Raw genomic sequence first — 20,045 nt, forward strand, 5'->3', positions numbered from 1 at the left:
GTGGCAGTCGTTCAGGACAGCGGCGTGCGGGAGCGCCACTCGCGGGCGAGGATCGCGAAGACGAGTTGGTCGGCCCACGTCCCGTCGAAGAGGTAGCTCTCCACGTGGTGAGCCTCCTGGCGCATCCCGAGCCGGGCCATCAACCGAGCGGACGCCTCGTTGCGGGCATGACAGCGAGCGTAGATCCGGTGCAGCCCGGCCTCGTTGAACCCCCAGTCCACAAGCTCCGTGGCGGCCTCGGTGGCCAGGCCGCGACCGCCGTGATCGGGATGGAACACATATCCGAGTTCGGCGCTGCAGGCACGCTCGTCGCGCCACACCAGCTCCACAATTCCGATCACCCCGGCGTCGGTGACCACCGCCAACGTCAGGCAGTCACCCTCCGCGCGCCACGCGTCCTCACCCGCCATGGCGAGCACCGACGCCCGCGACTGAGCACGGGTACGCGGCTCGGCGCCGAGCATCCAACGCACCACGTCCGGTCGACGCTGGTACGCGTACACGTCGTCGAGGTCGTCGATGGTGACCGGACGCAGGCTGAGCCGCGCGGTGCGGATCGGGTAGGTGGGCTGCAACACCCGCCGATCCTAGGGGCCGCGCGCAGATCACCGACCGCCTCGGGCGGCGTCAGTGCCGCAGCAGGCCGGTCGTGCGGATCGGCGCCAAGTGCCCGGTAGGTGGCGTGCTGCGGTGCAGCTCCAGACCGATGTCGACGACGACGGAGCGCTCCAACGTCACGACCTGCGCCAGCGGAACCCACCGCGCCAGGTCGGTCGTGCCGCCCGTCTCGGATCGCAGCTCACCGCCGACGATCCCGGCCCGGTAGAAGACCGCCAACATGTGCAACTCGACACCGTCCGGGTCGTGGCGCCCCTCCACGTGCCTCGTCCGCGAGTTCACACCGAGCAACTGCTCGACCTGCGCCTCGTACCCTGTCTCCTCGGCGACCTCGCGCACGACGGCGTCGAACGGATCCTCGGCGTGCTCGACCCCTCCGCCGGGCAGTGTCCAGTGCCGCCGAACCCTGTCCGGCGAAACCCAACGGGCGAGCAGCAGATGCTCGTCGCGCCAACACACCGCGTACGCGGCAACACGAAGCCGTTGCGCGATCATAAGGACCAGGATCCCGCGGTTTCGCGAACCTGCCTACGACATTCCCTCCCACTGACCCTGTCGCCATCTGGACAGGGCATCCGGTCTGATCGTCGGCACCCCCGAGGACTACCCTCGCCGGTATGCCGGACTCACGCGTGCTGCGCATCGGTACCCGCAACTCTCCGATGGCGCTGGCCCAGGTCGAGCGGGTTCGCGCGCTGCTCGCCGCCCGGCACCCCGAGGTCACCGTGGACGTGCTGTCGATGTCGACCAGCGGGGACCGTTGGCTCGGTGACCTGGCCACGCTGGGCGGCAAGGGAGCGTTCACGAAGGAGGTGGACGCCGCCCTGCTCGCCGGGCAGGTCGACCTGGCCGTGCACTGTGTCAAGGACATCCCCGGGGACCGACCGGCACCGGCCGGGACGGTGATGGCCGCGTACCTGGCGCGCGACGACGTGCGGGACTGCCTCGTGCACCCGGGCGGCGTGCCGATCGAGCAACTGCCCGCCGGCACCCGGATCGGCACCTCTGCCGTGCGGCGGGTCGCCCAGCTCGCCCTGCACTGGCCGCACCTGGTGCCGGTGGCCATCCGTGGCAACGCGAACAGTCGACTGGCCAAACTCGACGCTGGCGACACGTACGACGCGCTGCTGCTCGCGGTCTCCGGCCTGCACCGGATCGGGCAGCCCGACTGGATCACCCACCCGATCGACGTCGACACGATGGTCCCCGCCGTCGGCTCCGGCACCCTGGTCCTGCAGTGCCGAGACGACGACACCCGCACCCGCGACCTGGCCGCGAGCCTCAACGACCCGCGAACCTGGCAGGAGACCACGGCCGAGCGGACCATGCTGCACATCCTGCAGGGCAACTGTCACTCCCCCATCGCCGCGCTCGCGCGCACCGAACCCGATGGGCGTCTCGGCCTGCGGGCACGGGTGATCAGCCTCGACGGCAAGACCGTCCTCGACGTGCACGAGTGGGCAACCGACCCGATCACCCTGGGGACCTCCGTCGCCGCGGCCCTGCTCCGGCAAGGTGCCCGTGACCTCCTCGACCTGCCTGCCCACGGCTCGGCCTGACCGGCCAGGGATCACCAGCAGCGCCCCCCGGGTACGGTGACATCGTGCTCTCGGCCGTGAAGGGGCTGTCCCGGTACCACACCGAGGAGTCGCTACGGGCGTACCTGCTGGAGCGCTCGCACCGCACCGAGGACGGCTGCCTGGTCATCCACGGCTACGGCGCCCGGCGCGGGACCCACCAAAAGGTCGCCGGTCGCGCCTGGGCGCACATCGCCGCGTACGTCGTTTTCGTCGGCGGGTACGACCCCGCCCTCGACGTCGACCAGACCTGCGGCGCCGCCGACTGCATCGAGCCCGCCCATCTGCGCCAGGTCAGCCGCGCCGAGGCCAGCCGCAGCCGATCCCAGCCGGCGCGCTGCCGCAACGGCCACGACCGTGAACTCGACCCGGCGACCGGCCGCTTGCGCCGGGTCTGCCGCGCGTGCAACCGGGAGGCCCAGCGCCGGTGGCGGGAACGCGAGGCCGCCGAGGTAGCCAGGGCCCGCGCTGCGTACGGCCGCTCGTAGCCCGGTGCCGGTCCCGGCACCGGGCCGGCCGTCAACGCGGAGCGGCCTCGGCGGGGACGTGAATGGTGAGGATGGCGCGTTGGTGGCTGCCCCGATGCGCCGTATCAGCGCGACAGCGCCTTCTCCAGCTCGGCCTTCGACATCGACGAGCGGCCCCTGATCCCGCGTTTCTTCGCCTCGTTGTACAGCTGTTCCTTGGTGCGGCCCTGGGCGCCGGTGTGCGAGCGCTTCCCGCCTCGGTGGCCCGAGGAGACATCGTTTAGCGAAGAACGGCTCGCGGTACGCGCTTCGCCGGAGCGGGCCCGCTCCTTGTTGACGGTGCGGGCGGCGATCTCCTTCGCCCGTCCGGTGGACGCGCCGCGCTTCTTCGCGCTGTCCTTGATGTGCTCGTACTGCCTTTCCCGCTTCGGGCTCGATCCCGTGGGCATCGGATTCCTCCTTCGACAGGGGGACGGGCGGACAACAGTCGGGTCTCGCGCAGGGGACGTTGCCCAGTTGCTGAACCAGCCAAACAGGCCGGGATGCGCCCCGATCGCTGCTGGCGGCCTCGGCGAGCGGATGCCAACCGAGCAGCCCGCGACACCGTTTGCTGGTGCGGGCGGAGGGTAGGTGGGAACTCATGACGACGCCTGAGCAGAGTCAGCAGGAGAGAGCCCTCGAAACCGGCGCGGTGTATCAGGACGCCGAGGGGCGTCGAACGACCGATCCAGGCCAGGGGGCAGCGCACGCCGACAGCGAGGCCGACCGCAACGCGGAGCACCTGAGGCGGGGCGAGGTGGGACCGCGCATCCCGGAGGAGTAGCCGTTTCGCGCAGCCCGCCGAGACGCTCCGGGCTGTCAGTCGGCGACGACGAGCGCCTGCGCCGCGGCGGCCTTCATCCGGGTAAGCAACCACGTGAGCTGGGTCGCTGTTTCTCCCTCGCAGTGTCGCACCACCGCGAGCAGTTCCTCGTCGCGGACACCGTAGGCGGCCTGCCCGAGGGCGGCCCAGGCGATGTCGCATGTTGGCCCGTCCGTAGTTTCCAGACCAAAAACAACGCTAAGCAGTTGATCTAGGCCCGTACCTGGGTGACTGCCTCAAGATGGTGGGGGTGCCGGGGCGCCGGTTGGCCCGTTTTCCGTGGTCCCGGTACGTGGGATGCGAGGTCAGCGGCGGTGCCGGCGGTGGTGCTCGTCGTTCTCGGCGGTGATGCGGGCGGAGGTTTCCTCGCCGAGCCGGACGTAGATGCCGAGGGTGGCGAGGTGCCGGTGGCGGGACTTGGCCTGGAATTCGGCGGCGCTGCGGCCCTTGGCTGCCAGGTGGGTCAGCCCGGAGTGGCGCAGTTGGTGGAGGGTGTATCCGGCGCCGTGCGGGTCGTGGAGCTTGGATGCGTGCTTGAACAGGTACTCGGCGCGCGGGTAGGACAGCCGGCCGTGGCCGGTGTCCGGGCAGATGTCGCCGGTGCACGGCGGCCGGCGGCGGGTGCGCGCCGGTCGGCGAGGAAGACCGGTCCGGCAGCGCGGCCGGCCAGCAGCCGGGCGGTCGGGGTTTCCCAGTGCACGTAGGCGCGGTCGCCGCCCTTCTCGGTGACCAGGGCGCGGCGGAACTCCATGTCGAGGTTGACGGTCGGACCCGATCTCGTCGCGACCCTGCTCGTCTTCGCCGCCTCGATGCTGCTGCGCAACGCCAGCGTCTACGACCCGTACTGGAGTGTGGCGCCACCGCTGATCGTCGTCGGTTGGATCGCGGCGGCGGCGGAGGACGGTGTGGTGCTCCGCCAAGTCCTGGTCACCGCGCTGGTCACGGTGTGGGCGTTCCGGCTGACCGCGAACTGGGCGCGCGGCTGGTCGGGATTGCGGCACGAGGACTGGCGCTACCGCCAACTCCGGGCACAGACCCGGGGCCGGCTGCCGTGGTGGCTGGTGAACTTCACCGGCATCCAGTTGATGCCGACCCTCGTCGTCTTCGCCGGCCTGCTGCCGGGCTGGCCCGCCGTGGCCGGTGACCGCGCGGTCGGCCCGCTGGACGTGCTCGCCGTGCTGGTCACTGCCGGGGCGATCGGGCTGGAGGCGGTCGCCGACGACCAGCTGCGCCGGTTCACCGCCGACCCGGCGAACCGGGGCCGGATCTGCGACCGGGGCCTCTGGCGGTACTCCCGGCATCCCAACTACCTCGGTGAGATCGCGTTCTGGTGCGGGCTGTGGCTGTTCGGCCTGGCCGCCGACCCGAGCTGGTGGTGGACGCTGGTCGGCCCGCTCACCGTACTCACGCTGTTCGTCGGGGCGACGATTCCGTTGATGGAACGGCGGTCGCTGGACCGGCGACCGGGGTACGCCGCGCACCGGCGCGAGGTGCCGATGCTGCTCCCCCGGCCGCCGATCCGGCGACGCATCCCCGACTGAGCCGCCGGGCCCGGTCAGGTCAGGACGTGCCGGGCAGCAGGACGTCGAGGAACGGGTTGCTGAAGAGTCGGTGCGGGTCGTACCGGTTGAGCGTCGCCACCGCCCAGTTCCAGGTCGGGTCGGGTCCCTGCCGGTACGAGTCGGGGACGACCTGGGTCAGCATGGTCGGGTCGGCCCAGGCGGCCCCGTCGGTGTACCCCCAGCCCTTCGACCACTCCACCCGGCAGCCGGCGTACGCGCCGCTGTAGTTGGTGAAGAAGAAGATCTCCATCTCCCGGTAGAAGTCGTGTGCCCGGGGAGCGGTCGGGAAGGTGAGGACGTCGAACCAGACCACGGTGTCCCATTCGGGGTGGTCCGCCCGGGGCCGGACGGCGGACAGGGCCGGCGGCTCCGCCCCGGGTACGCCGACGTCGGCGGCCCGGTCCAGCCCGGCGACCCGGATCTCCACCTGGCCGGTGACCGGAAACTCGCCCCGGCCCTGGTAGGCGGCGAGCTGTCGCTGGTAGAACTGGGCGAACTCGCTGACCACCCGCTGGATCGAACTCCGGTTGGTGTGCACCGCATAGCCGTTCGCCGTCTCCCGCAGGGTGGTCGGCTTGACGTAGAGCAGCAGGTTCTTCGACGGTCCCCACAGGTCGGTGGTGAGGGTGGCGGTCAGCCCGGTGGCGGCGGTGGTGTACTGCACCTGGCCGAACGTCGGCGCGAGCGCCCAGGCGCCGTTCAGCATCAACTCGGCCAGCTCGGAGACGGGTTCGGGAACGTTGTCGGAGAAGACGTAGTTGTACGGCGCGACGACCGGTCGGGAGGTCAGCGGCCGGGTCGGCGCGACGCTCCAGACCTTCAGCCAGGGTTTGTCGGTGAAGGCGAACCAGATCGCCTCCACCCGCCCGGCCGCCGCCACGTAGCTGGCCAGGGTACGCCGGGCCCCGCTGCCGGGCGGGGCGAACAGCTCCGAGGCGGGAATGTCCACCGTGCTCACGCAGCGGAGGTTCTGGTTCGCCCCGACCCGCATCGTCACCTCGGTGACGAACGCCCGGCCGACGTGGGTGAGCAGCGCCTTGCAGTCCGGATGCGACCGGTCGAAGGTACGCAGCACGTACCCGCCGGCCGTCGCGTCCCAGACCACCGCGGTGACCGAGAGGATGAGGTTGCTGAGCGAGCCGTAGGTGTGGCCGGGCGTCCGGGTCTCGCCGTCGGCCGGTACGGAGGTGCCGTGGCCGTTGATCGCCAGCACGCCGCCGACGCTGAGGTCACCGGGTGCGGGGGTGTTGGTGACGCCGAGCCCGTGCTGTTCCAGGAAGCCGAGGAAGTCCTCCATCGAGGCGCCGGTCTGGACGCGTACCGCCGCCGGTCCGGTCGACAGGACGGTCATCGCGGTCAGGTGCTTCGTGGTGTCGACCAGGATCGTGCGGTCGGCGGAGCCGTCGCCGTCCGGCACCGTGAGTGGTGACCAGGTGTGCCGGTATCCACGCGGACGCACCGCGTAGCCGTGCCCGTACGCCCAGTTGGTCACGGTGACCACCTCGGCCGGGGTGCGGGGTGCGCAGGTCCACATGCCATCGACCTGAATCTCGCCGGCCCAGTTGCGGTACGTCTCGCGGTAGACGGGTATATCGGTCGGGAAGTCCGGTGGCGCGGATCGGTCAAGTCCCGGCATCCACAGTGCACCGGCCGCCGTGACGGCCGAGGCCTCCAGGAAGCCGCGTCGGGTGAGAGCCATTGCGATCCTCTCTGCTCGGAAGAGATCGACGCCTTACCCGTCAATATCAATGACGGAACTCGATCCTGCGGCCAACCAGCCTCCCTGATCAAACCGACAACGACGGCACACCGGCGTCAACCCGACCAACCTCTACCCGGCCCCCGCTCCCGTCGGCGTGCGCAGCACCACGGCCGCACCGGCCAGTGTGGTGAGTGCCAGCATCAGCCACAGCGCCGACGGGCCGACCGCGAGCAGGCCCGTCAGGATCGCGGGCGCGACGGCCATTCCCAGCCCGGTGGAGAGCTGCCAGCGCACCAGCGCGCGCCCCGCCAGTCGCTGCGGCGTGCTCGCGATGACGAGCGCCGTCCCGCTGCCCGTGTAGAGGATCTCCCCTGCGGTGTAGAACACGCAGACCACCGCGACGAGCGCCGCACCGACGTCGCCACCCACCCCAGCCGCTGCCCAGAACCCCAGATAGGAGCCCGCGAGCACCACCCCTGAGGCGGCCAGGACCGATCTGCGGTGCCACCGGCCCAGCCAGACGACGAGCGGCACCTGCACCGCGATGACGAGCACGGTGTTGCCCACGAACATCCCCGCCGACCAGACCGGCGACACGTCGAGCCGCGTCACCATCACCGCGGGCAGCGCTACCTCGAGCACGCTGAAGCAGAGCGCGAATGGCAGGTTGGCCCAGAGCAGTCCGGTCAGGTACCCCATCCCGCCCCGCTCGCTCACCACCGCCGGGCGGTCGGGCATCCGCAGCCGCATCGAGGCGACGAGCAGCCCGGAGACGAGGAACCCCAGCCCGGTCAGGGCGGCGAGCGTCCGCAGGACACCGTCCCCGCCCGTCACCGCGACAGTGGCGATCAGCGCTCCGGCGCCGAGGCCCGCGTTGCGCACCGAACGCCCGGCGGCGAGCGCCGCATCCCGGCGGCGGCCGGTGGTGAGCGCGGCGACAAGGGCCGCGTGCGCGGCCGGCCAGGCCTGGCTGCCCAGCCCCAGCAGCACCGACGCGGCGAGGAAGTCCGCCTCGCCGTCCCCGGCGAGCAGCACGCCGACCCCGGCCACCCGGACGAGCAGCGTCGCCGCGACGACGGCCGACCTCGCACCCCGGTCGATCCACCGTCCTGCGAGCGGCAGCACGACCAGGCCCGCGAGCAGCCCGCCCGAGAGCGCCAGCCCTGCCACACCGGCGCTCAGGTGGAGCACGACGATGCCGTAGAGCAGCAGGAACGGGCGGAGCAGGCCGCCGCCCACCGAGTCGATCACCAGAGCCAGCGTGTATCGCGGACCGCCGCCTGCGTGCAGCAGCGCCGCCCAGCCCAGCCGTTCATCCCTCTGCTTCGTCACGCCGACCACGGTCGCCGCCGGCTGGTCCCGGGCCACGCCGGTTGACGATCCTCGTCAAGGGTCGCGACCCGCCCCGGCGGGTGGTGTCACGATGGGCGGCGTGGGACTGACGATCGACATTACCGGCGTACCGGATGAGCGGTTTATCTTTTCTCCCTCACCGCTGGGTGAGCTGGCCGCGATGCTGCACGCGCTGGCGGAGCCCGCGCACCACCCGGCGCTGCACGGCTGGATCACCGCGACCGCCGCGTCGCTCAAGCCGGAGCTGAGCGACCGGCTGTTGGAGGCCGATTTCCTGTGGCGGTCGGCTCGGGCCGACTTCTTCGTGCCGGGCCAGCCCCGCGACACCCTCGCCGCCGAGCTCGACGACGTGGACCGGCTCGACGACGAGACCTATGTCGCGGCTGCTCTGATCACCACGAGCTGCGGCTCCACGCCCCAGCGCCGCCTGCGCTCACCGCTGGTCGACGCCGACGCTCGGCACCGGGCCCGGGAGCTGGCGCTGGCTCGCGGGCCACGCCAGGCCGACTTCGCCGACCAACTCCTCGCCGACCCTCCGGGTGTACGCGCCTGGGTGCGCCGCCTCCTGGAGGACTGTGAGCAGGCCTTCTTCGCCGAGTCGTGGGCCCGGGTGCAGCCTCAGCTCGCCGCAGACTCCCGGCACAAGGCGGACCTGCTGACCCGGCACGGCCTCGACACGTTGCTCGCGGCGGTCTCCCCCGCGACGACCCGCTCCCCCGACGGACGGCGGATCCTCGTCGACAAGCTGCAGGACAACGCGACTACCGCGCAGGGGCAGGGGGTCACCTTCACCCCGACCGCGTTCGGCCGACCGCACCTGCTCGTCGTGCACGCGCCGGGCTGGCGGCCGGTCGTGCAGTATCCGACGGCCGAGGCCGGGCTGCCGCACCCCGTGCCGCTCGACCTGATCCAGCGGCGGATCGACGCGCTCGCCCACCCGGTGCGGCGGCGGATCGCCCGCACGCTCGCCCGGGGCCCGCACACGACCGGGGAGATCGCCGAGGCGTGGCGGCTCAGCGCGCCCGAGGTCTCCCGCCACCTCACCGTGCTCAAGCAGGCCGGGCTCACCACGGTGAGCAGGCGCGGGCGGTACGTGCACCACCAGCTCGACCTGACGGTCTGCGCCCGCCTCGGCGCCGACTTCGTCGAGGCGATCCTGCGCTGATCGAGCCCTTGACCGTCAGCTGGAGTCGCCGGCAGCGCCTCGGCCAGGGTTCGCGGTGACGAGCAGGCCGCCCTCGGGGTCGGCGTACTTCACCCCGTCGGTGAGGAAGTAGAGCAGGTAGAGCGTGCCGAGGGCGTTGCCGACCTGGACCAGGAAGCGGGTGCCCAGGCCCAGGCGAAGTCGGGATGCTCGCGCGGGCTGATCCACCTGCTCCGGAGCAGGGCGCGTGGCCGAAGCGGCGGCTGGTGCGTACGCGGCAGGAGGTCATCGGGGGGCGCTCAACACCTTCGGTAGCCCGTTCGCGGGACGGTTACACCATCCTAATTCCTTACGCACAAGAACTGTCATTATGGTGCATGCCCGTTACGTCCCTTTCGTAGGCATGACTTATTGGATTATTGTTACCGGCAATTCGACAAATGACGCTCACGCGCCTGACCCCGGCTCCCCGCAGAATGTCGGGCATGAACGATCACCGCGCGAGCGCGGCAGACGCGCAGGAGGAAGTGCTACCCGGGGGCACCATGCGCGCTCCACGGTGGCCTCGCTGAGCGGGCGCGTCGGCTACGCCTGCTCTGCGCCGCCTACGGCTCGGGGACGGAACCCGCGCATATCCTCCGGGTCACAGTTGATCGGCTGTATGACCTCGCCGCCTTCACCGGGGCGCGGGCCGATCAGGGACAGGAGCAGATTCGCGGTCACGTCGAGCTCTACCAACGTGACGCCAGGTGGATCACCGCGTACGCCGATCGCCTGGGTGGGGAGGTCAGCCGGCGAGTTGGTCGCGGCGGCGGGTGAGGTAGGCCCGCTCGGCGGGGTTGCCGGCCAGGTTGATGGCCCGGTCGTACGCCGCCCGCGCGTCAGCGCTGCGCCCGAGTCGCCGCAGCAGGTCGGCGCGCGCGGCGTGGAAGGCGTGGTAGCCGTCGAGGGCCTCGGCGAGCCGGTCGATCTCGGCGAGCCCGACGCCGGGGCCGTCGACCTCGGCGACCGCCACCGCCCGGTTGAGCCGCACGATCGGCGAGGGGTCGAGGCGCACCAAACGGCCGTAGAGCGCGACGATCGTGGACCAGTCGGTGTCCCGGGCGGACGGAACATCCAGGTGGACCGTGTTGATGGCGGCCTGCAGCTGGTAGCGCCCGGGCGGGTCTCCGCCGGCCGCCACCACCTCGACCCGCTCGCGGATCAGCGCTCTGCCCTCGGCGATGAGGGCTTGGTCCCATGCGCCGCGGTCCTGTTCGTCGAGGGTCACCAGCTCCCCGGTACGGGACACCCGCGCCGGCCGCCGGGCGTCGGTGAGAAGCATCAGGGCGAGCAGGCCGGTCACCTCGCCGTCGCCCGGGAGGAGAGCCCGGAGCAGGCGGCCGAGCCGGATCGCCTCGTCGGTCAGATTGACACGCACCGCCTCGCCGCCGTCACTGGCGAGATAGCCCTCGTTGAAGACGAGGTAGACGACCGCGAGCACGCCGACGAGTCGCTCGTGGATGTCGTCGGCCCGGGGCACCCGGTAGGGAATGCGCGCCGCCTTGATCTTCGCCTTGGCGCGGGTGATCCGTCGCGCCATCGTCGTCTCCTGCACCAGGAAGGCGCGGGCGATCTCGGCAACGGTGAGACCGCCGAGCAGACGCAGGGTGAGCGCCACCCGAGCCTCCAGCGCGAGCGCGGGGTGGCAGCAGGTGAAGACCAGCCGGAGCCGGTCATCCTCGACCGGACCGGTCGACTCGGGAGGGCTGTCGTCGTACAGGATCTGGGCCGCCTGGTGCTTGGCGTCGCGCTGCGACTCGCGGCGGAGCCGATCGAGCGCCTTGCGGATCGCGGTGGTGGCGAGCCAACCGCCAGGATTGGGGGGTACGCCCTCCCCCGGCCACCGCTGCGCGGCCGCCGCGAACGCCTCGGCCGCCGCTTCCTCGGCGACGTCGAGGTCACCGAAGCGGCGCGCGAGGCCGGCGACCAGCCGCGCCCACTCCTCCCGGTGGGCGCGGCTGATCGCCGGCTCGACGGTGGGGCCGATCACGTCGCCCGCTCGGACGCCGGCCGCCGCGCTCACTTCTGCCCGGGACCGGGGAACCGGTGCACCTCCTGCGGCCAGTCGAGCACGGTCGCCAGCCTGCCGGCCCAGTACCGTGCCGTCGCGTCGTCGGGCACGTCCACGACGGCGAAGCCGCCGAGGTGCTCCTTGGTTTCGACGTACGGGCCGTCGGTAAAGACGGGCTTGCCGTCCACCGACTCGACACTGCAGACCGCGGTCGACTCGTCGAGCGCGCCGTTGCTGAAGATCAACACACCTTCGGCTCGCATCTCCGCGACCAACGCCCGGCTGGCAACGCCCTTCTCGCGGAGCTCCTCCGCCGTGTGCGGGGGCACCCACTCGTCGTTGAAAGTGATCAGGTACTCGGTCACCGTCGTCTCCTCTCAGTCCTCGGACGAGGGCCTTGCCGACTCCTCGTACGCGGCAGCGCGACCGGCCGCCACACACCAGGTCCACGAACGGCCGCGCCCAGATACGACACCATCCCGCGAACGTCTTCTCAAGGCACTGCGCTACAGGCGGGTCAGCGATCGGCTGAGCCACTCACCCATCAGCGCACGTTCGGCGTCACTGAGCCCCGGCAGGTCGGGCACCACCGTCGCGAACGTCACCGCGATCGCGTTCGTGGTGGTGTCGGGTGTCGCCGGAACGGTCGCCAGGATGCTGCCGAGCACGGCATCGAACATGGCGTCACCGAGACCGAGATCACGCTGGTCGGCGGGCGTTCCCAGGAGGGTGAGGATGGTTCCGTTGCCCGCGGCGTGGATCATCATGAGCGCGCGTTGCTCGTCGACGCGGAGCAGGCCGGCCGTGGCGAGTCGCCGTACGCGAGCGCGCAGCACCTCGATGCCCGCGACCACCGCCGGCGACGGTGCGCCGCGTCCTCGCGTGGCGATGAGCGCGTACAGCTCGGGGTTTGCCAACCCGAACTCCAGGTGCGTGCGCCAACCGGAGCGCAGATCCGCGACGGGGTCACCATCGGCGACGTCCGCCGCAGCCGACTTGCTGTCGACGTAGGTGGCCATGACGTGCTCGGCGACGGCGTCGACGAGGCCGTCCTTGTCGCCGAACAACCGGTAGATGGTCGGCGCCTGCACGCCCGCCGCCTCGGCGACGGCGCGCGTGGTCACCGCGTTCGCGCCCTTCTCCCGGAGCAGCCGGGTGGCCGCCGCGATGATGCCGGATCGGACGTCGTCCCGGGATGCCGTGTCCTGCGTCGCAGCCATGAACCAATGCTAACAGCAACTTGTTATCCCTGATTTATCGCTGCTAACGTGGGGCGGGTATCACCGATAACAGCAGGGAGCGCGTCATGATCATCGTCACCGGTGCCACGGGTCACCTCGGGTCCCAGATCGTCGACCGGCTACTCGAGCGGGTTCCCGCCGACGCGGTGGGTGTGAGCGTGCGCGACGTCGACAAGGCCGCCGGCCTCGCCGAACGGGGCGTGCGGGTTCGCGCAGGCGACTTCACCGACCCGGGCACGCTGGAGCACGCCTTCGACGGGGCCGAAAAGGTCCTCGTCGTGTCCGCCGCCATCCGCGGCGGCGCTGCGGTCGCCGCCAACCGCGCCGCCATCGACGCCGCCTACGCCGCGGGTGCCAAGCGGATCCTGTACACCAGCCACCAGGCCGCCTCCCGGGACTCGCTCTTCCCCGCCCAGCCCACGCACGCCGCGACCGAGGAGCACCTGGCCGGACTCGGCGTGCCCTTCACCGCCCTGCGCAACGGGTTCTACGCCACCGCTCTGAGCTACTCCATCGGCGGAGCGCTCGAAACCGGGCAGCTCGTGGCACCGGCGGACGGCCCGGTCTCCTGGACCGCGCACGCCGACCTGGCCGAGGCCGCAGCCATCGCCCTCACCGAGGACGGCGCGCTCGACGGGATCACGGCTCCGCTGACCGCGCCGGAGATGCTCGACCTCGCCGCGGTGGCCGGCATCCTCACCGAGATCACCGGACGCGCCGTCACCCGAGTGGTCGTCGACGATGAGGAGTGGAAGGCCGCTGCCGTCGCCCGTGGCATGCCCGCAGCGGCAGCCGACTTCCTGCTCGGCATGTACCGCGCGGCCCGACGAGGAGAATTCGCCGTGACGGACCCGACGCTGCAAACCCTCATCGGTCGCCGCCCGGCATCCGCCCGCTCGGTGCTGGAGGCCATCGTCGCCCCCGCCTGATGCGTCTCGCCGGCGCGGAGCCCGAGGTTGACCCTCGACCGGGTTGAGGGCCGAGCATCTGCGGCATGACCAGCGAGCCGACATCCGACCCGACCATGACCCGTATCGGTGCCGCGGTGCAGCTCGGCCGATCGGGGCAGAAGGACCTCGCCCGGGACACCCTCACCGCGCTGTGGGACGAGATCGGCGCCGACGGCGACGCCTTCCACCGCTGCGCCCTCGCCCACTACCTCGCCGATCTGCAGGACAGCACCGAAGCGGAGTTGAGCTGGGACGAGCGTGCCCTGGCGGCCGTGTCCGACCTGACCGACGAACGAGCCCAGCGCTACCTGTCCTCGCTCCAGGTCCAGGCGTTCCTGCCGTCGCTGCACCTCAACCTGGCCGACTGCCACCGGCGGCTGGGCAACACCGCCCTGGCCGCCGAGCACCTGTCCCGGGTCCGCGAGCACCTCGGGCAGCTGCCGGACGACCCGTACGGCGAGGCCATCCGCACCGCCGTGCGCGACTTCAGGGTGGACGACCCGACCGACCTGCGGCGGTAGGAAGCCGTCCGCCGGAGGTCGGTCGGCCGGGCGCGCCCAGCACTAGAATTTCTAGACGGAGCTCGAATCGGTGACGGCCATCCGGTATGCCTGCGGCGAACGTCCGTAGCGAGCACGGAAGACGCGGCTGACGTGGGCCTTGTCCGAAATCCCCAACGAGCGGCTATGACGTGGACCGGTTGCCGGAGCAGCGGGTTGCCGAGATCACGCCGGCACCGCTCCAGCCGCTTGGCGCGGATGAGTTCGGCAGCCGTCGTCAACTCCCCTTCGAACAGGCGGTGCAGCGATTCGCAGCGAGATGTGGTGGGCGGCCTCGGGAGTGGACTCGGTGCGGTCCTGAATCAACACGCCGAGCCGGCGAGTGTCAGCAGTGATCGGCGCCGACCTGCTGGAGGCGGCCGACGAGATGACCCGGGCGCTGATGCCGCACCGGGAGAGCGACTGGTCGGTGCCCGCCGGCACCCTGACGTGGAGCTGTTGGACCACCGCCGCGCACGTCGCGCACGACCTTCTCGCGTACGCGGGCCAGGTCACCGGCGCCCGAATGACGGCTACCTGCCGACGCCGAGCGAGTGCCGATGACCGTCGAGCGGGAAGGGCGGCCGGGCCGGCAACACCTCCTGGAACAGGAACCCCGACTTCTGCGCCACCCGGCAGGAGGCCAGGTTGTCCACCTGGTGCAGCAGGTCCAGACGCGTCAGCCCAGGGAACCGGTCGAACGCCCAGCGGCTCAGCGCGGTGACCGCGCGCGGGGCGACACCGCGACCACGCGCCCACGACGCCGTCCAGTAACCGACCTCCGGGACCGGGCGCTTGTCCGTGATCCCCTTGAGCACCACGTTCGCCACCAACCGGGCGCCGTCGGCCTGCTCTTCGAGCACGGCGAAGGTGTACCGCCGGCCGTCGTCCCAGTCCTGCCGCGCACGTTTGAGCCACCGTCGTCCCTCGGCGGGGCTGGTCACGGGCACCTGGGTCCACCGGCGCAGCACCGGGTCCCGGTACGCGTCCAGCAGCGCACTCAGGTCATCGTCGTGCCAGGGTCGCAGGGCGAGGTCCGGCGTCGCGGAGACGCCCGATGCCCGCAGTTCGATCACCATCCACACAGTCTGCCGGTGGCGTGCGTGGCCGGCCAGACCGGTCGCTGGTGCCGCACGGGCGGGTCAGCGCGGCCGGCGCCGCCACGGCAGCCACCAGGTGCGGCGGGACCGGCGCCCGGCGGTGGCTGCCACCCGATCGGTGGTGGGCGTCGCGAGGCGGGGCGGCGTGTGCTCGGCGCGCCAGCGGCGGACCACGTCCTCGGTGTTCACCGGGCGGACCGCGACCCGGGGGCCGTCGTCGGGGAAGCGCAGCCACGCCACGATCTGCGTGTTCAACTGCCCCACGAAGTCGCGCACGGCCTGCTCGGTGGGCAGGTCACGGACCTCGTCGGGGACCTGCTCGACGCGTCGGCGCAGCTGCAGGGAGGTGGGCAGCAGCAGGTCGCTGGGCAGCGCCTCACGCTCCAGGAAACTCTTGATCCACCACGCCTCGTCGTACGGCGCACCGCGCCCGGGGATCGGTTTGCCCATGCCGGGCAGGTCGTCGAACTCGCCGCGCTGCACGGCATCCTGGATCTTCGCCTCGACGGACGCTTCCCACGCCTCGGTCACCGTGCGGCACCTCCCTGGCCACCGTAGCGCGCCGCCATCGGCCGGCGACACGTACCTGGCAGGGGTCAGCGCGCCCGCGACGGTGACCATTCCCGCCGCGTGGCCCGGGCCGCACCGCCGCCGAGGAGAATGATGCGGGGTCGCAGGCCACGGCCGGTCAGGTGGCTCTGTGCCGGGATGTTCATGCCGATTACGGTCGGTGTGGGGACTATCGAACGGGGGAAGCGTCATGGTCGGTGCGGGTGCGCTGCTGGGCATCGCGTTGGTGGCGTTGGGGCTGGTGCTCACGCCCGGCCCGAACATGGTCTACCTGGTGTCCCGTTCGGTGGCGCAGGGCCGCCGGGCCGGGCTCGTCTCACTGCTCGGGGTGGCCGCCGGGTTCGGCGTGTACCTGGCGGCGGCGGTCGCCGGCCTGGCCACCGTCTTCGTCCTGGTGCCGACGTTGTACGCGGTGGTGAAGCTCGCCGGGGCCGGCTACCTGCTCTGGTTGGCCTGGCGGACGCTGCGACCGGGTGGGCACTCACCGTTCACGCCCGCGCCGCTGCCACCGGACCCGCCCCGACGGTTGTTCACCATGGGTCTGGTCACCAACCTGCTGAACCCGAAGATCGCGATCCTCTACGTGTCGCTGCTACCGCAGTTCGTCGACCCGACGCGGGGGCACCTGGCGACGCAGAGCCTGCTGCTCGGCCTGACCCAGATCGCCGTCGCGCTGAGCGTGAACGCGCTGATCGTGCTCACCGCCGGCACCCTCGCGGGGTTCTTCGCCCGCCGGCCGGCCTGGCTGCGGGTGCAGCGTTGGGTGACCGGCACCGCCCTGGCCGTGCTGGCCGTGCGGATCGCCGCCGACCGTTCCCGCGCGGCGGTCGCCACGCCCTGACCCGACGGTCACCGCCCCCGGTGCCGGCCGACCATCCCGGCGGCCAGCGGCGCGGCGTCCAGGTCACCGGCGGCGAGCCGGGCGGCGAGGATACGGCGTAACCGCCGGTCGGCCAGCGCGGGCGCATGCCGACCGCCGGCCATCTCCAGACAACTCGCCCGCTGCGTCGCCATACCCTGGACGCGACGGCCCGGGCCGCCAGCTGACCCGCAGGCCGCCCGGCACTAGACTTCGCCCTCGATGGACGCCCAGCTCACCCCCGCCGAAACCCGTCCGTGCGCCCACTGTGGACGGCCGGTGCCGCAGCGTGTCGGCGCGGGTCGACCGTTTCGCTACTGCCGGGACAACGACGGCGCCTGCCAGCGCGCCTCCCGCAACAGCCGGATGCGGCACCGCAACGCCCCCGGCCTGCCCGGTCAGGTGGCCCGCACCTGGGAGGCGGTGGACCGGCTCGACCAGATCGTCGAGACGTTGACCGAGTCGTTGCACGCCGAGCTGTCCCCGGTGGGTGTGCAGCGCCAGATCGCCCAGGCCCGTGCGGAGGCCGCCACCGAGATCGCGGCGGCGCAGACCGAACGCGACGAGGCCCGCGACGACGCCGAGAGCGCGGCGGCCGACGCGGCGCGCGCCCGCGAACAGGCGCGTAACGCCCTCGCCGAGGCCGACGACGCCCGCCAGCGCGCCGAGCAGGCCGTGCGGCAGGCCACCGCCGCCGACGAGCGGGCGCAGCACGCCGAGGCCGCCCGCGACCAGGCACGCCACGACGCCAGCGCCGCCGAGGCGCTGCGCGCGCAGGCCGAACGCGACCGCGACCAGGCCCGCGCCGAGGTGCGGGACCTGCGCGCCGACCGCGACGCCGAACGGCAGCGGGTGGCCGACCTGAGCGTGGAACGCGACGCGGTGCGCGCCGACGCCGAGCGGGCCACCCGGGCCGCGGCCGAGGCTACCGAGCGGGCCGGGCGGTGGCAGGCCGAGGTGCAGGACGTACGGCGTCAGGTCGAGCAGGCCCGCACCGATGCCGCGCGCGCCCGCGCCGAGGCCGCCGACGCCGCCCGCGCCCGGGAGCAGGCCGACCGGGCCCGCGACCGCGCCCAGGTCGAAGCCCGGCAGATCGACGAGGCCCGGCAGGAGGCCGCGGAGCTGGCCGCGCGGCTGCGCGCGGAGCTGGCCGCCACGATCGCCCACCGCGACACGCTCACCGCCGAACTGACCGCGGCCCGGCAGGCGGTGTCCGCCGCCCAGAGCCAGGTCACCGCCCTGACGGTACGACTCGACGCCGCCGAGACCGACCGGGACCTGGCCCAGCGGCGGGTGGCGCAGCTCGGCGACCAGGTCAGCGACCTGGCCTTGGCGCTGGCCCGCCTCGGCGCAGTCACCCCCGGCGACGCCACCTGATGATCGCGGCGCAACCTTCGCTAGGCTCGGGCGGTTAACCTCCCCGGTGGCCGCGGACACACACCGTCGCCGCGACCCGCCCGGGGATCACCTCACCGGGTGACCGTCCCGGCCGGCTACCCTTGGTCCCGGCCCACCCGTGGACGCCTCACGCCCTCGGGCGGGAATGGCTCGACGGGGACGCACCGTTACACCCAGAAGACCAGCACCACGAACGAGGGGAAGTCGATCATGGGCGAGCGTATGCTGCGCGGAAGCCGCCTTGGCGCGGTGAGCTACGAATCCGACCGCAACACGGAGCTCGCGCCGCGTCAGACCCGCGAGTACCTCTGCGCCAAGGGCCACCAGTTCGAGGTGCCGTTCGCCGTCGACGCCGAGGTCCCGACGACCTGGGAGTGCAAGTTCGACGGCAGCGTCGCCCGACTCGTCGACGGCAGCGAGCCGGAGCAGAAGAAGGCCAAGCCGCCGCGTACCCACTGGGACATGCTCCTGGAGCGGCGCTCGATCGCCGAGCTGGAGGACATCCTGGAGGAGCGCCTGCAGGAGGTTCGGACCCGCCGCGGCCGCGCCTGAGCCGCACGACACAACGACGGCGCCCCCGGGGAAATCCCCGGGGGCGCCGTCGCGTCTGCGCGTGGTTGTGGCGGGACGACCTCAGTGGCCACGGGGCTCGACGATCTCGCCCTCGATGGCCCGACCGCCGTCGACCACGACCGGCTGTTCCGGCCGTGGGGTCGGTTGTGGCGCACCCTGGCGCACCCGCACCGTGCGCGGCCCGAACAGGTCACCGGCGACCATCGACGACACCCGCCGCTCGGTGGCGCGGCGCACCCCGGCGCGGGCCAGTCGACGCACCGGCGGCACCAGCAACAGCACCCCCACCAGCCCGCTGACCAGGCCGGGCACCGCCAGCAACAGCGCGCCGGCCAACCCGACGAGCCCGTCGGTCACCTGCCCACCCGGTGGCTGCCCGGTCGCCGCGGCGGAGCGGAAACCACGCCAGGCGCGCATCCCCTCGCGGCGCAGCAGCACCACCCCCAGCAGGGACGCGGCGAACACCAGCAGCACCGCCGCCCCGAAACCCAGCGCCCGTCCCACACCGACGAACACCGCCAGCTCCAGCACCACCGCCAGCAACAGGGCCAACGGTACGAACCTCAGTCCTCGGCGCATCTCACCTCATCGCCATCCCTGCGGACACCACGGACGCGTCCCACCCATCCAGCATGACACGGCCGCGCTCACGGCCACCGGGCCTGACCGGTGGCCGTGCCGTTCAGCCCGCGGCGTACCGCCTGACGCCGGTCCCGAACCCCCCAGGCCGTGATCCGCCACAGCGCCTCGGCCACGATCTTCGGGCTCATCTTGCTGTCGCCACGTTCCCGTTCGGCGAAGGTGATCGGCACCTCCACGATCCGCACGCCGGCCTGGTGCGCCAGCCGGGACAGCTCCACCTGGAACGAGTACCCCTGCGAGGTGACCGACTCCAGGTCGATGGCGTCCAACGCGCTGATCCGGTACACCCGGTAGCCGCCGGTGGCGTCCGAGACGGGCATCCCCAGCGCGAGGCGCGCGTACAGGTTGCCGCCGCGCGACAACAGCAGCCGCCGCAGCGGCCAGTTGAGCACCCGGGCGCCGCTGGTCCACCGCGACCCGATCACCACGTCGGCGTCGCGGGCGGCGTTCAGCAGCGCCGGCAGGTCCTCCGGAGCGTGCGAGCCGTCGGCGTCCATCTCCACGACCGCCTGGTAGCCGCGCTCGCGCGCCCACCCGAACCCGGCCAGGTACGCCGCGCCGAGACCCTGCTTGCCCTGGCGGTGCAGCACCTGCACGTGCGCGTCGCCGTCGGCGAGGGCGTCGGCGATCGCGCCGGTGCCGTCGGGGCTGTTGTCGTCGGCGATGAGGATCTGCACCGCCGGGGCGGCGCGCCGGACCCGGCCCACGATCGCGGCGATGTTGTCGGCCTCGTTGTAGGTGGGGATCACCACCAGCACCCGGCCCACCCCGGGCACCTCGTCCGGGCGTCGAATCGTATCGGTCGCCTGGATCACGGTTCCTCCGCTCCCGCCGG

Annotated in this window: 22 protein-coding genes and 1 pseudogene; 9 read left to right on the top strand and 14 right to left on the bottom strand. The window is 72.2% G+C overall.

All coding sequences use genetic code 11. The features are described from left to right. Nucleotides 1-11 precede the first annotated feature (11 nt). Entirely contained in the window at nucleotides 12-578 is a 567-nt protein-coding gene (locus tag ACIBF8_RS18985; protein WP_396784458.1) for a GNAT family N-acetyltransferase, read from the bottom strand. Between the two features lie 49 nt (nucleotides 579-627). After that, a complete protein-coding gene (locus ACIBF8_RS18990) occupies nucleotides 628-1,113 on the bottom strand; it encodes an NUDIX hydrolase (protein ID WP_396784459.1) in 486 nt (161 codons plus the stop codon). Between the two features lie 122 nt (nucleotides 1,114-1,235). Between ACIBF8_RS18990 and hemC the strand changes: the two genes are divergently transcribed. Together hemC and ACIBF8_RS19000 are read left to right on the top strand one after the other, a co-directional pair. Continuing rightward, on the top strand, nucleotides 1,236-2,177 hold the full coding sequence (gene hemC / locus ACIBF8_RS18995; protein ID WP_396784460.1) for a hydroxymethylbilane synthase: 942 nt from the start codon (nucleotides 1,236-1,238) through the stop codon (nucleotides 2,175-2,177). A gap of 44 nt (nucleotides 2,178-2,221) precedes the next feature. Further along, a complete protein-coding gene (locus ACIBF8_RS19000; protein ID WP_396784462.1) occupies nucleotides 2,222-2,683 on the top strand; it encodes an HNH endonuclease in 462 nt (153 codons plus the stop codon). Between the two features lie 104 nt (nucleotides 2,684-2,787). Here the strand turns inward: ACIBF8_RS19000 and ACIBF8_RS19005 are convergent, their stop codons facing one another. Next, complete coding sequence (locus ACIBF8_RS19005; RefSeq protein ID WP_396784463.1) at nucleotides 2,788-3,111, bottom strand: plasmid stabilization protein; 324 nt, start codon at nucleotides 3,109-3,111, stop codon at nucleotides 2,788-2,790. Between the two features lie 1,162 nt (nucleotides 3,112-4,273). Here ACIBF8_RS19005 and ACIBF8_RS19010 point away from each other — a divergent pair. Beyond that, nucleotides 4,274-5,065: a DUF1295 domain-containing protein gene (locus ACIBF8_RS19010; RefSeq protein WP_396784464.1), complete on the top strand. Its 792-nt coding sequence runs from the start codon at nucleotides 4,274-4,276 to the stop codon at nucleotides 5,063-5,065. A 19-nt stretch (nucleotides 5,066-5,084) separates the two neighbouring features. Here ACIBF8_RS19010 and ACIBF8_RS19015 read toward each other — a convergent pair whose 3' ends face one another. Together ACIBF8_RS19015 and ACIBF8_RS19020 are read right to left on the bottom strand one after the other, a co-directional pair. Next, nucleotides 5,085-6,785, bottom strand: a complete 1,701-nt coding sequence (locus tag ACIBF8_RS19015) for a cholesterol oxidase substrate-binding domain-containing protein (protein ID WP_396784465.1) — start codon at nucleotides 6,783-6,785, stop codon at nucleotides 5,085-5,087. Between the two features lie 132 nt (nucleotides 6,786-6,917). Further along, complete coding sequence (locus tag ACIBF8_RS19020; RefSeq protein WP_396784467.1) at nucleotides 6,918-8,120, bottom strand: MFS transporter; 1,203 nt, start codon at nucleotides 8,118-8,120, stop codon at nucleotides 6,918-6,920. A 100-nt stretch (nucleotides 8,121-8,220) separates the two neighbouring features. Here ACIBF8_RS19020 and ACIBF8_RS19025 point away from each other — a divergent pair, with 100 nt between their 5' ends. After that, on the top strand, nucleotides 8,221-9,306 hold the full coding sequence (locus ACIBF8_RS19025; protein ID WP_396784468.1) for a DUF5937 family protein: 1,086 nt from the start codon (nucleotides 8,221-8,223) through the stop codon (nucleotides 9,304-9,306). 57 nt (nucleotides 9,307-9,363) lie between these two features. On the opposite strand, the pseudogene ACIBF8_RS19030 reads toward ACIBF8_RS19025, so the two are convergent. The 4 genes and pseudogenes from ACIBF8_RS19030 to ACIBF8_RS19045 form a co-directional block, all read right to left on the bottom strand. Then, nucleotides 9,364-9,575: pseudogene (locus ACIBF8_RS19030) on the bottom strand (MFS transporter); the annotation flags it as partial. 497 nt (nucleotides 9,576-10,072) lie between these two features. Continuing rightward, a complete protein-coding gene (locus ACIBF8_RS19035; RefSeq protein WP_396784469.1) occupies nucleotides 10,073-11,350 on the bottom strand; it encodes an RNA polymerase sigma factor in 1,278 nt (425 codons plus the stop codon). Further along, nucleotides 11,347-11,703: a YciI family protein gene (locus tag ACIBF8_RS19040; RefSeq protein WP_396784470.1), complete on the bottom strand. Its 357-nt coding sequence runs from the start codon at nucleotides 11,701-11,703 to the stop codon at nucleotides 11,347-11,349. The genes ACIBF8_RS19035 and ACIBF8_RS19040 overlap by 4 nt, the downstream gene beginning before the upstream one ends. A 141-nt stretch (nucleotides 11,704-11,844) precedes the next feature. Further along, nucleotides 11,845-12,558, bottom strand: a complete 714-nt coding sequence (locus ACIBF8_RS19045) for a TetR/AcrR family transcriptional regulator (protein ID WP_396784471.1) — start codon at nucleotides 12,556-12,558, stop codon at nucleotides 11,845-11,847. Between the two features lie 86 nt (nucleotides 12,559-12,644). Here ACIBF8_RS19045 and ACIBF8_RS19050 point away from each other — a divergent pair, with 86 nt between their 5' ends. Then, the gene (locus tag ACIBF8_RS19050) at nucleotides 12,645-13,508 is read left to right on the top strand and encodes an NmrA family NAD(P)-binding protein (RefSeq protein ID WP_396784473.1); all 864 of its coding nucleotides are present in this window, start codon (nucleotides 12,645-12,647) and stop codon (nucleotides 13,506-13,508) included. Between the two features lie 65 nt (nucleotides 13,509-13,573). Next, nucleotides 13,574-14,050, top strand: coding sequence for a hypothetical protein (locus ACIBF8_RS19055; protein ID WP_396784475.1), 477 nt, complete (start codon nucleotides 13,574-13,576; stop codon nucleotides 14,048-14,050). 551 nt (nucleotides 14,051-14,601) lie between these two features. Here ACIBF8_RS19055 and ACIBF8_RS19060 read toward each other — a convergent pair. Then, on the bottom strand, nucleotides 14,602-15,147 hold the full coding sequence (locus ACIBF8_RS19060; RefSeq protein ID WP_396784476.1) for a GNAT family N-acetyltransferase: 546 nt from the start codon (nucleotides 15,145-15,147) through the stop codon (nucleotides 14,602-14,604). A gap of 63 nt (nucleotides 15,148-15,210) precedes the next feature. Then, a complete protein-coding gene (locus tag ACIBF8_RS19065) occupies nucleotides 15,211-15,699 on the bottom strand; it encodes a DnaJ family domain-containing protein (protein ID WP_396784477.1) in 489 nt (162 codons plus the stop codon). Between the two features lie 229 nt (nucleotides 15,700-15,928). On the opposite strand from ACIBF8_RS19065, the gene ACIBF8_RS19070 reads away from it, so the two are divergent. After that, complete coding sequence (locus tag ACIBF8_RS19070) at nucleotides 15,929-16,579, top strand: LysE family translocator (protein ID WP_396784478.1); 651 nt, start codon at nucleotides 15,929-15,931, stop codon at nucleotides 16,577-16,579. A gap of 8 nt (nucleotides 16,580-16,587) precedes the next feature. Here ACIBF8_RS19070 and ACIBF8_RS19075 read toward each other — a convergent pair whose 3' ends face one another. Then, complete coding sequence (locus tag ACIBF8_RS19075; RefSeq protein WP_396784480.1) at nucleotides 16,588-16,752, bottom strand: hypothetical protein; 165 nt, start codon at nucleotides 16,750-16,752, stop codon at nucleotides 16,588-16,590. Between the two features lie 67 nt (nucleotides 16,753-16,819). On the opposite strand from ACIBF8_RS19075, the gene ACIBF8_RS19080 reads away from it, so the two are divergent. Together ACIBF8_RS19080 and ACIBF8_RS19085 are read left to right on the top strand one after the other, a co-directional pair. Beyond that, nucleotides 16,820-17,974 carry a hypothetical protein gene (locus ACIBF8_RS19080; protein WP_396784481.1) on the top strand — a complete coding sequence of 385 codons (1,155 nt, stop codon included), beginning with the start codon at nucleotides 16,820-16,822 and terminating at the stop codon, nucleotides 17,972-17,974. A 231-nt stretch (nucleotides 17,975-18,205) separates the two neighbouring features. Continuing rightward, nucleotides 18,206-18,547, top strand: a complete 342-nt coding sequence (locus ACIBF8_RS19085) for an RNA polymerase-binding protein RbpA (protein WP_030327608.1) — start codon at nucleotides 18,206-18,208, stop codon at nucleotides 18,545-18,547. 81 nt (nucleotides 18,548-18,628) lie between these two features. On the opposite strand, the gene ACIBF8_RS19090 is transcribed toward ACIBF8_RS19085, so the two are convergent. Both ACIBF8_RS19090 and ACIBF8_RS19095 read right to left on the bottom strand, forming a co-directional pair. Further along, nucleotides 18,629-19,147 (bottom strand): FxsA family protein, encoded by a 519-nt coding sequence (locus ACIBF8_RS19090; protein ID WP_396784482.1) that lies wholly within the window; start codon nucleotides 19,145-19,147, stop codon nucleotides 18,629-18,631. 68 nt (nucleotides 19,148-19,215) lie between these two features. After that, on the bottom strand, nucleotides 19,216-20,025 hold the full coding sequence (locus ACIBF8_RS19095; RefSeq protein ID WP_396784483.1) for a polyprenol monophosphomannose synthase: 810 nt from the start codon (nucleotides 20,023-20,025) through the stop codon (nucleotides 19,216-19,218). Nucleotides 20,026-20,045 lie beyond the last annotated feature (20 nt).

The organism is Micromonospora sp. NPDC050276 (assembly GCF_044459545.1).
Lineage (GTDB): Bacteria > Actinomycetota > Actinomycetes > Mycobacteriales > Micromonosporaceae > Micromonospora.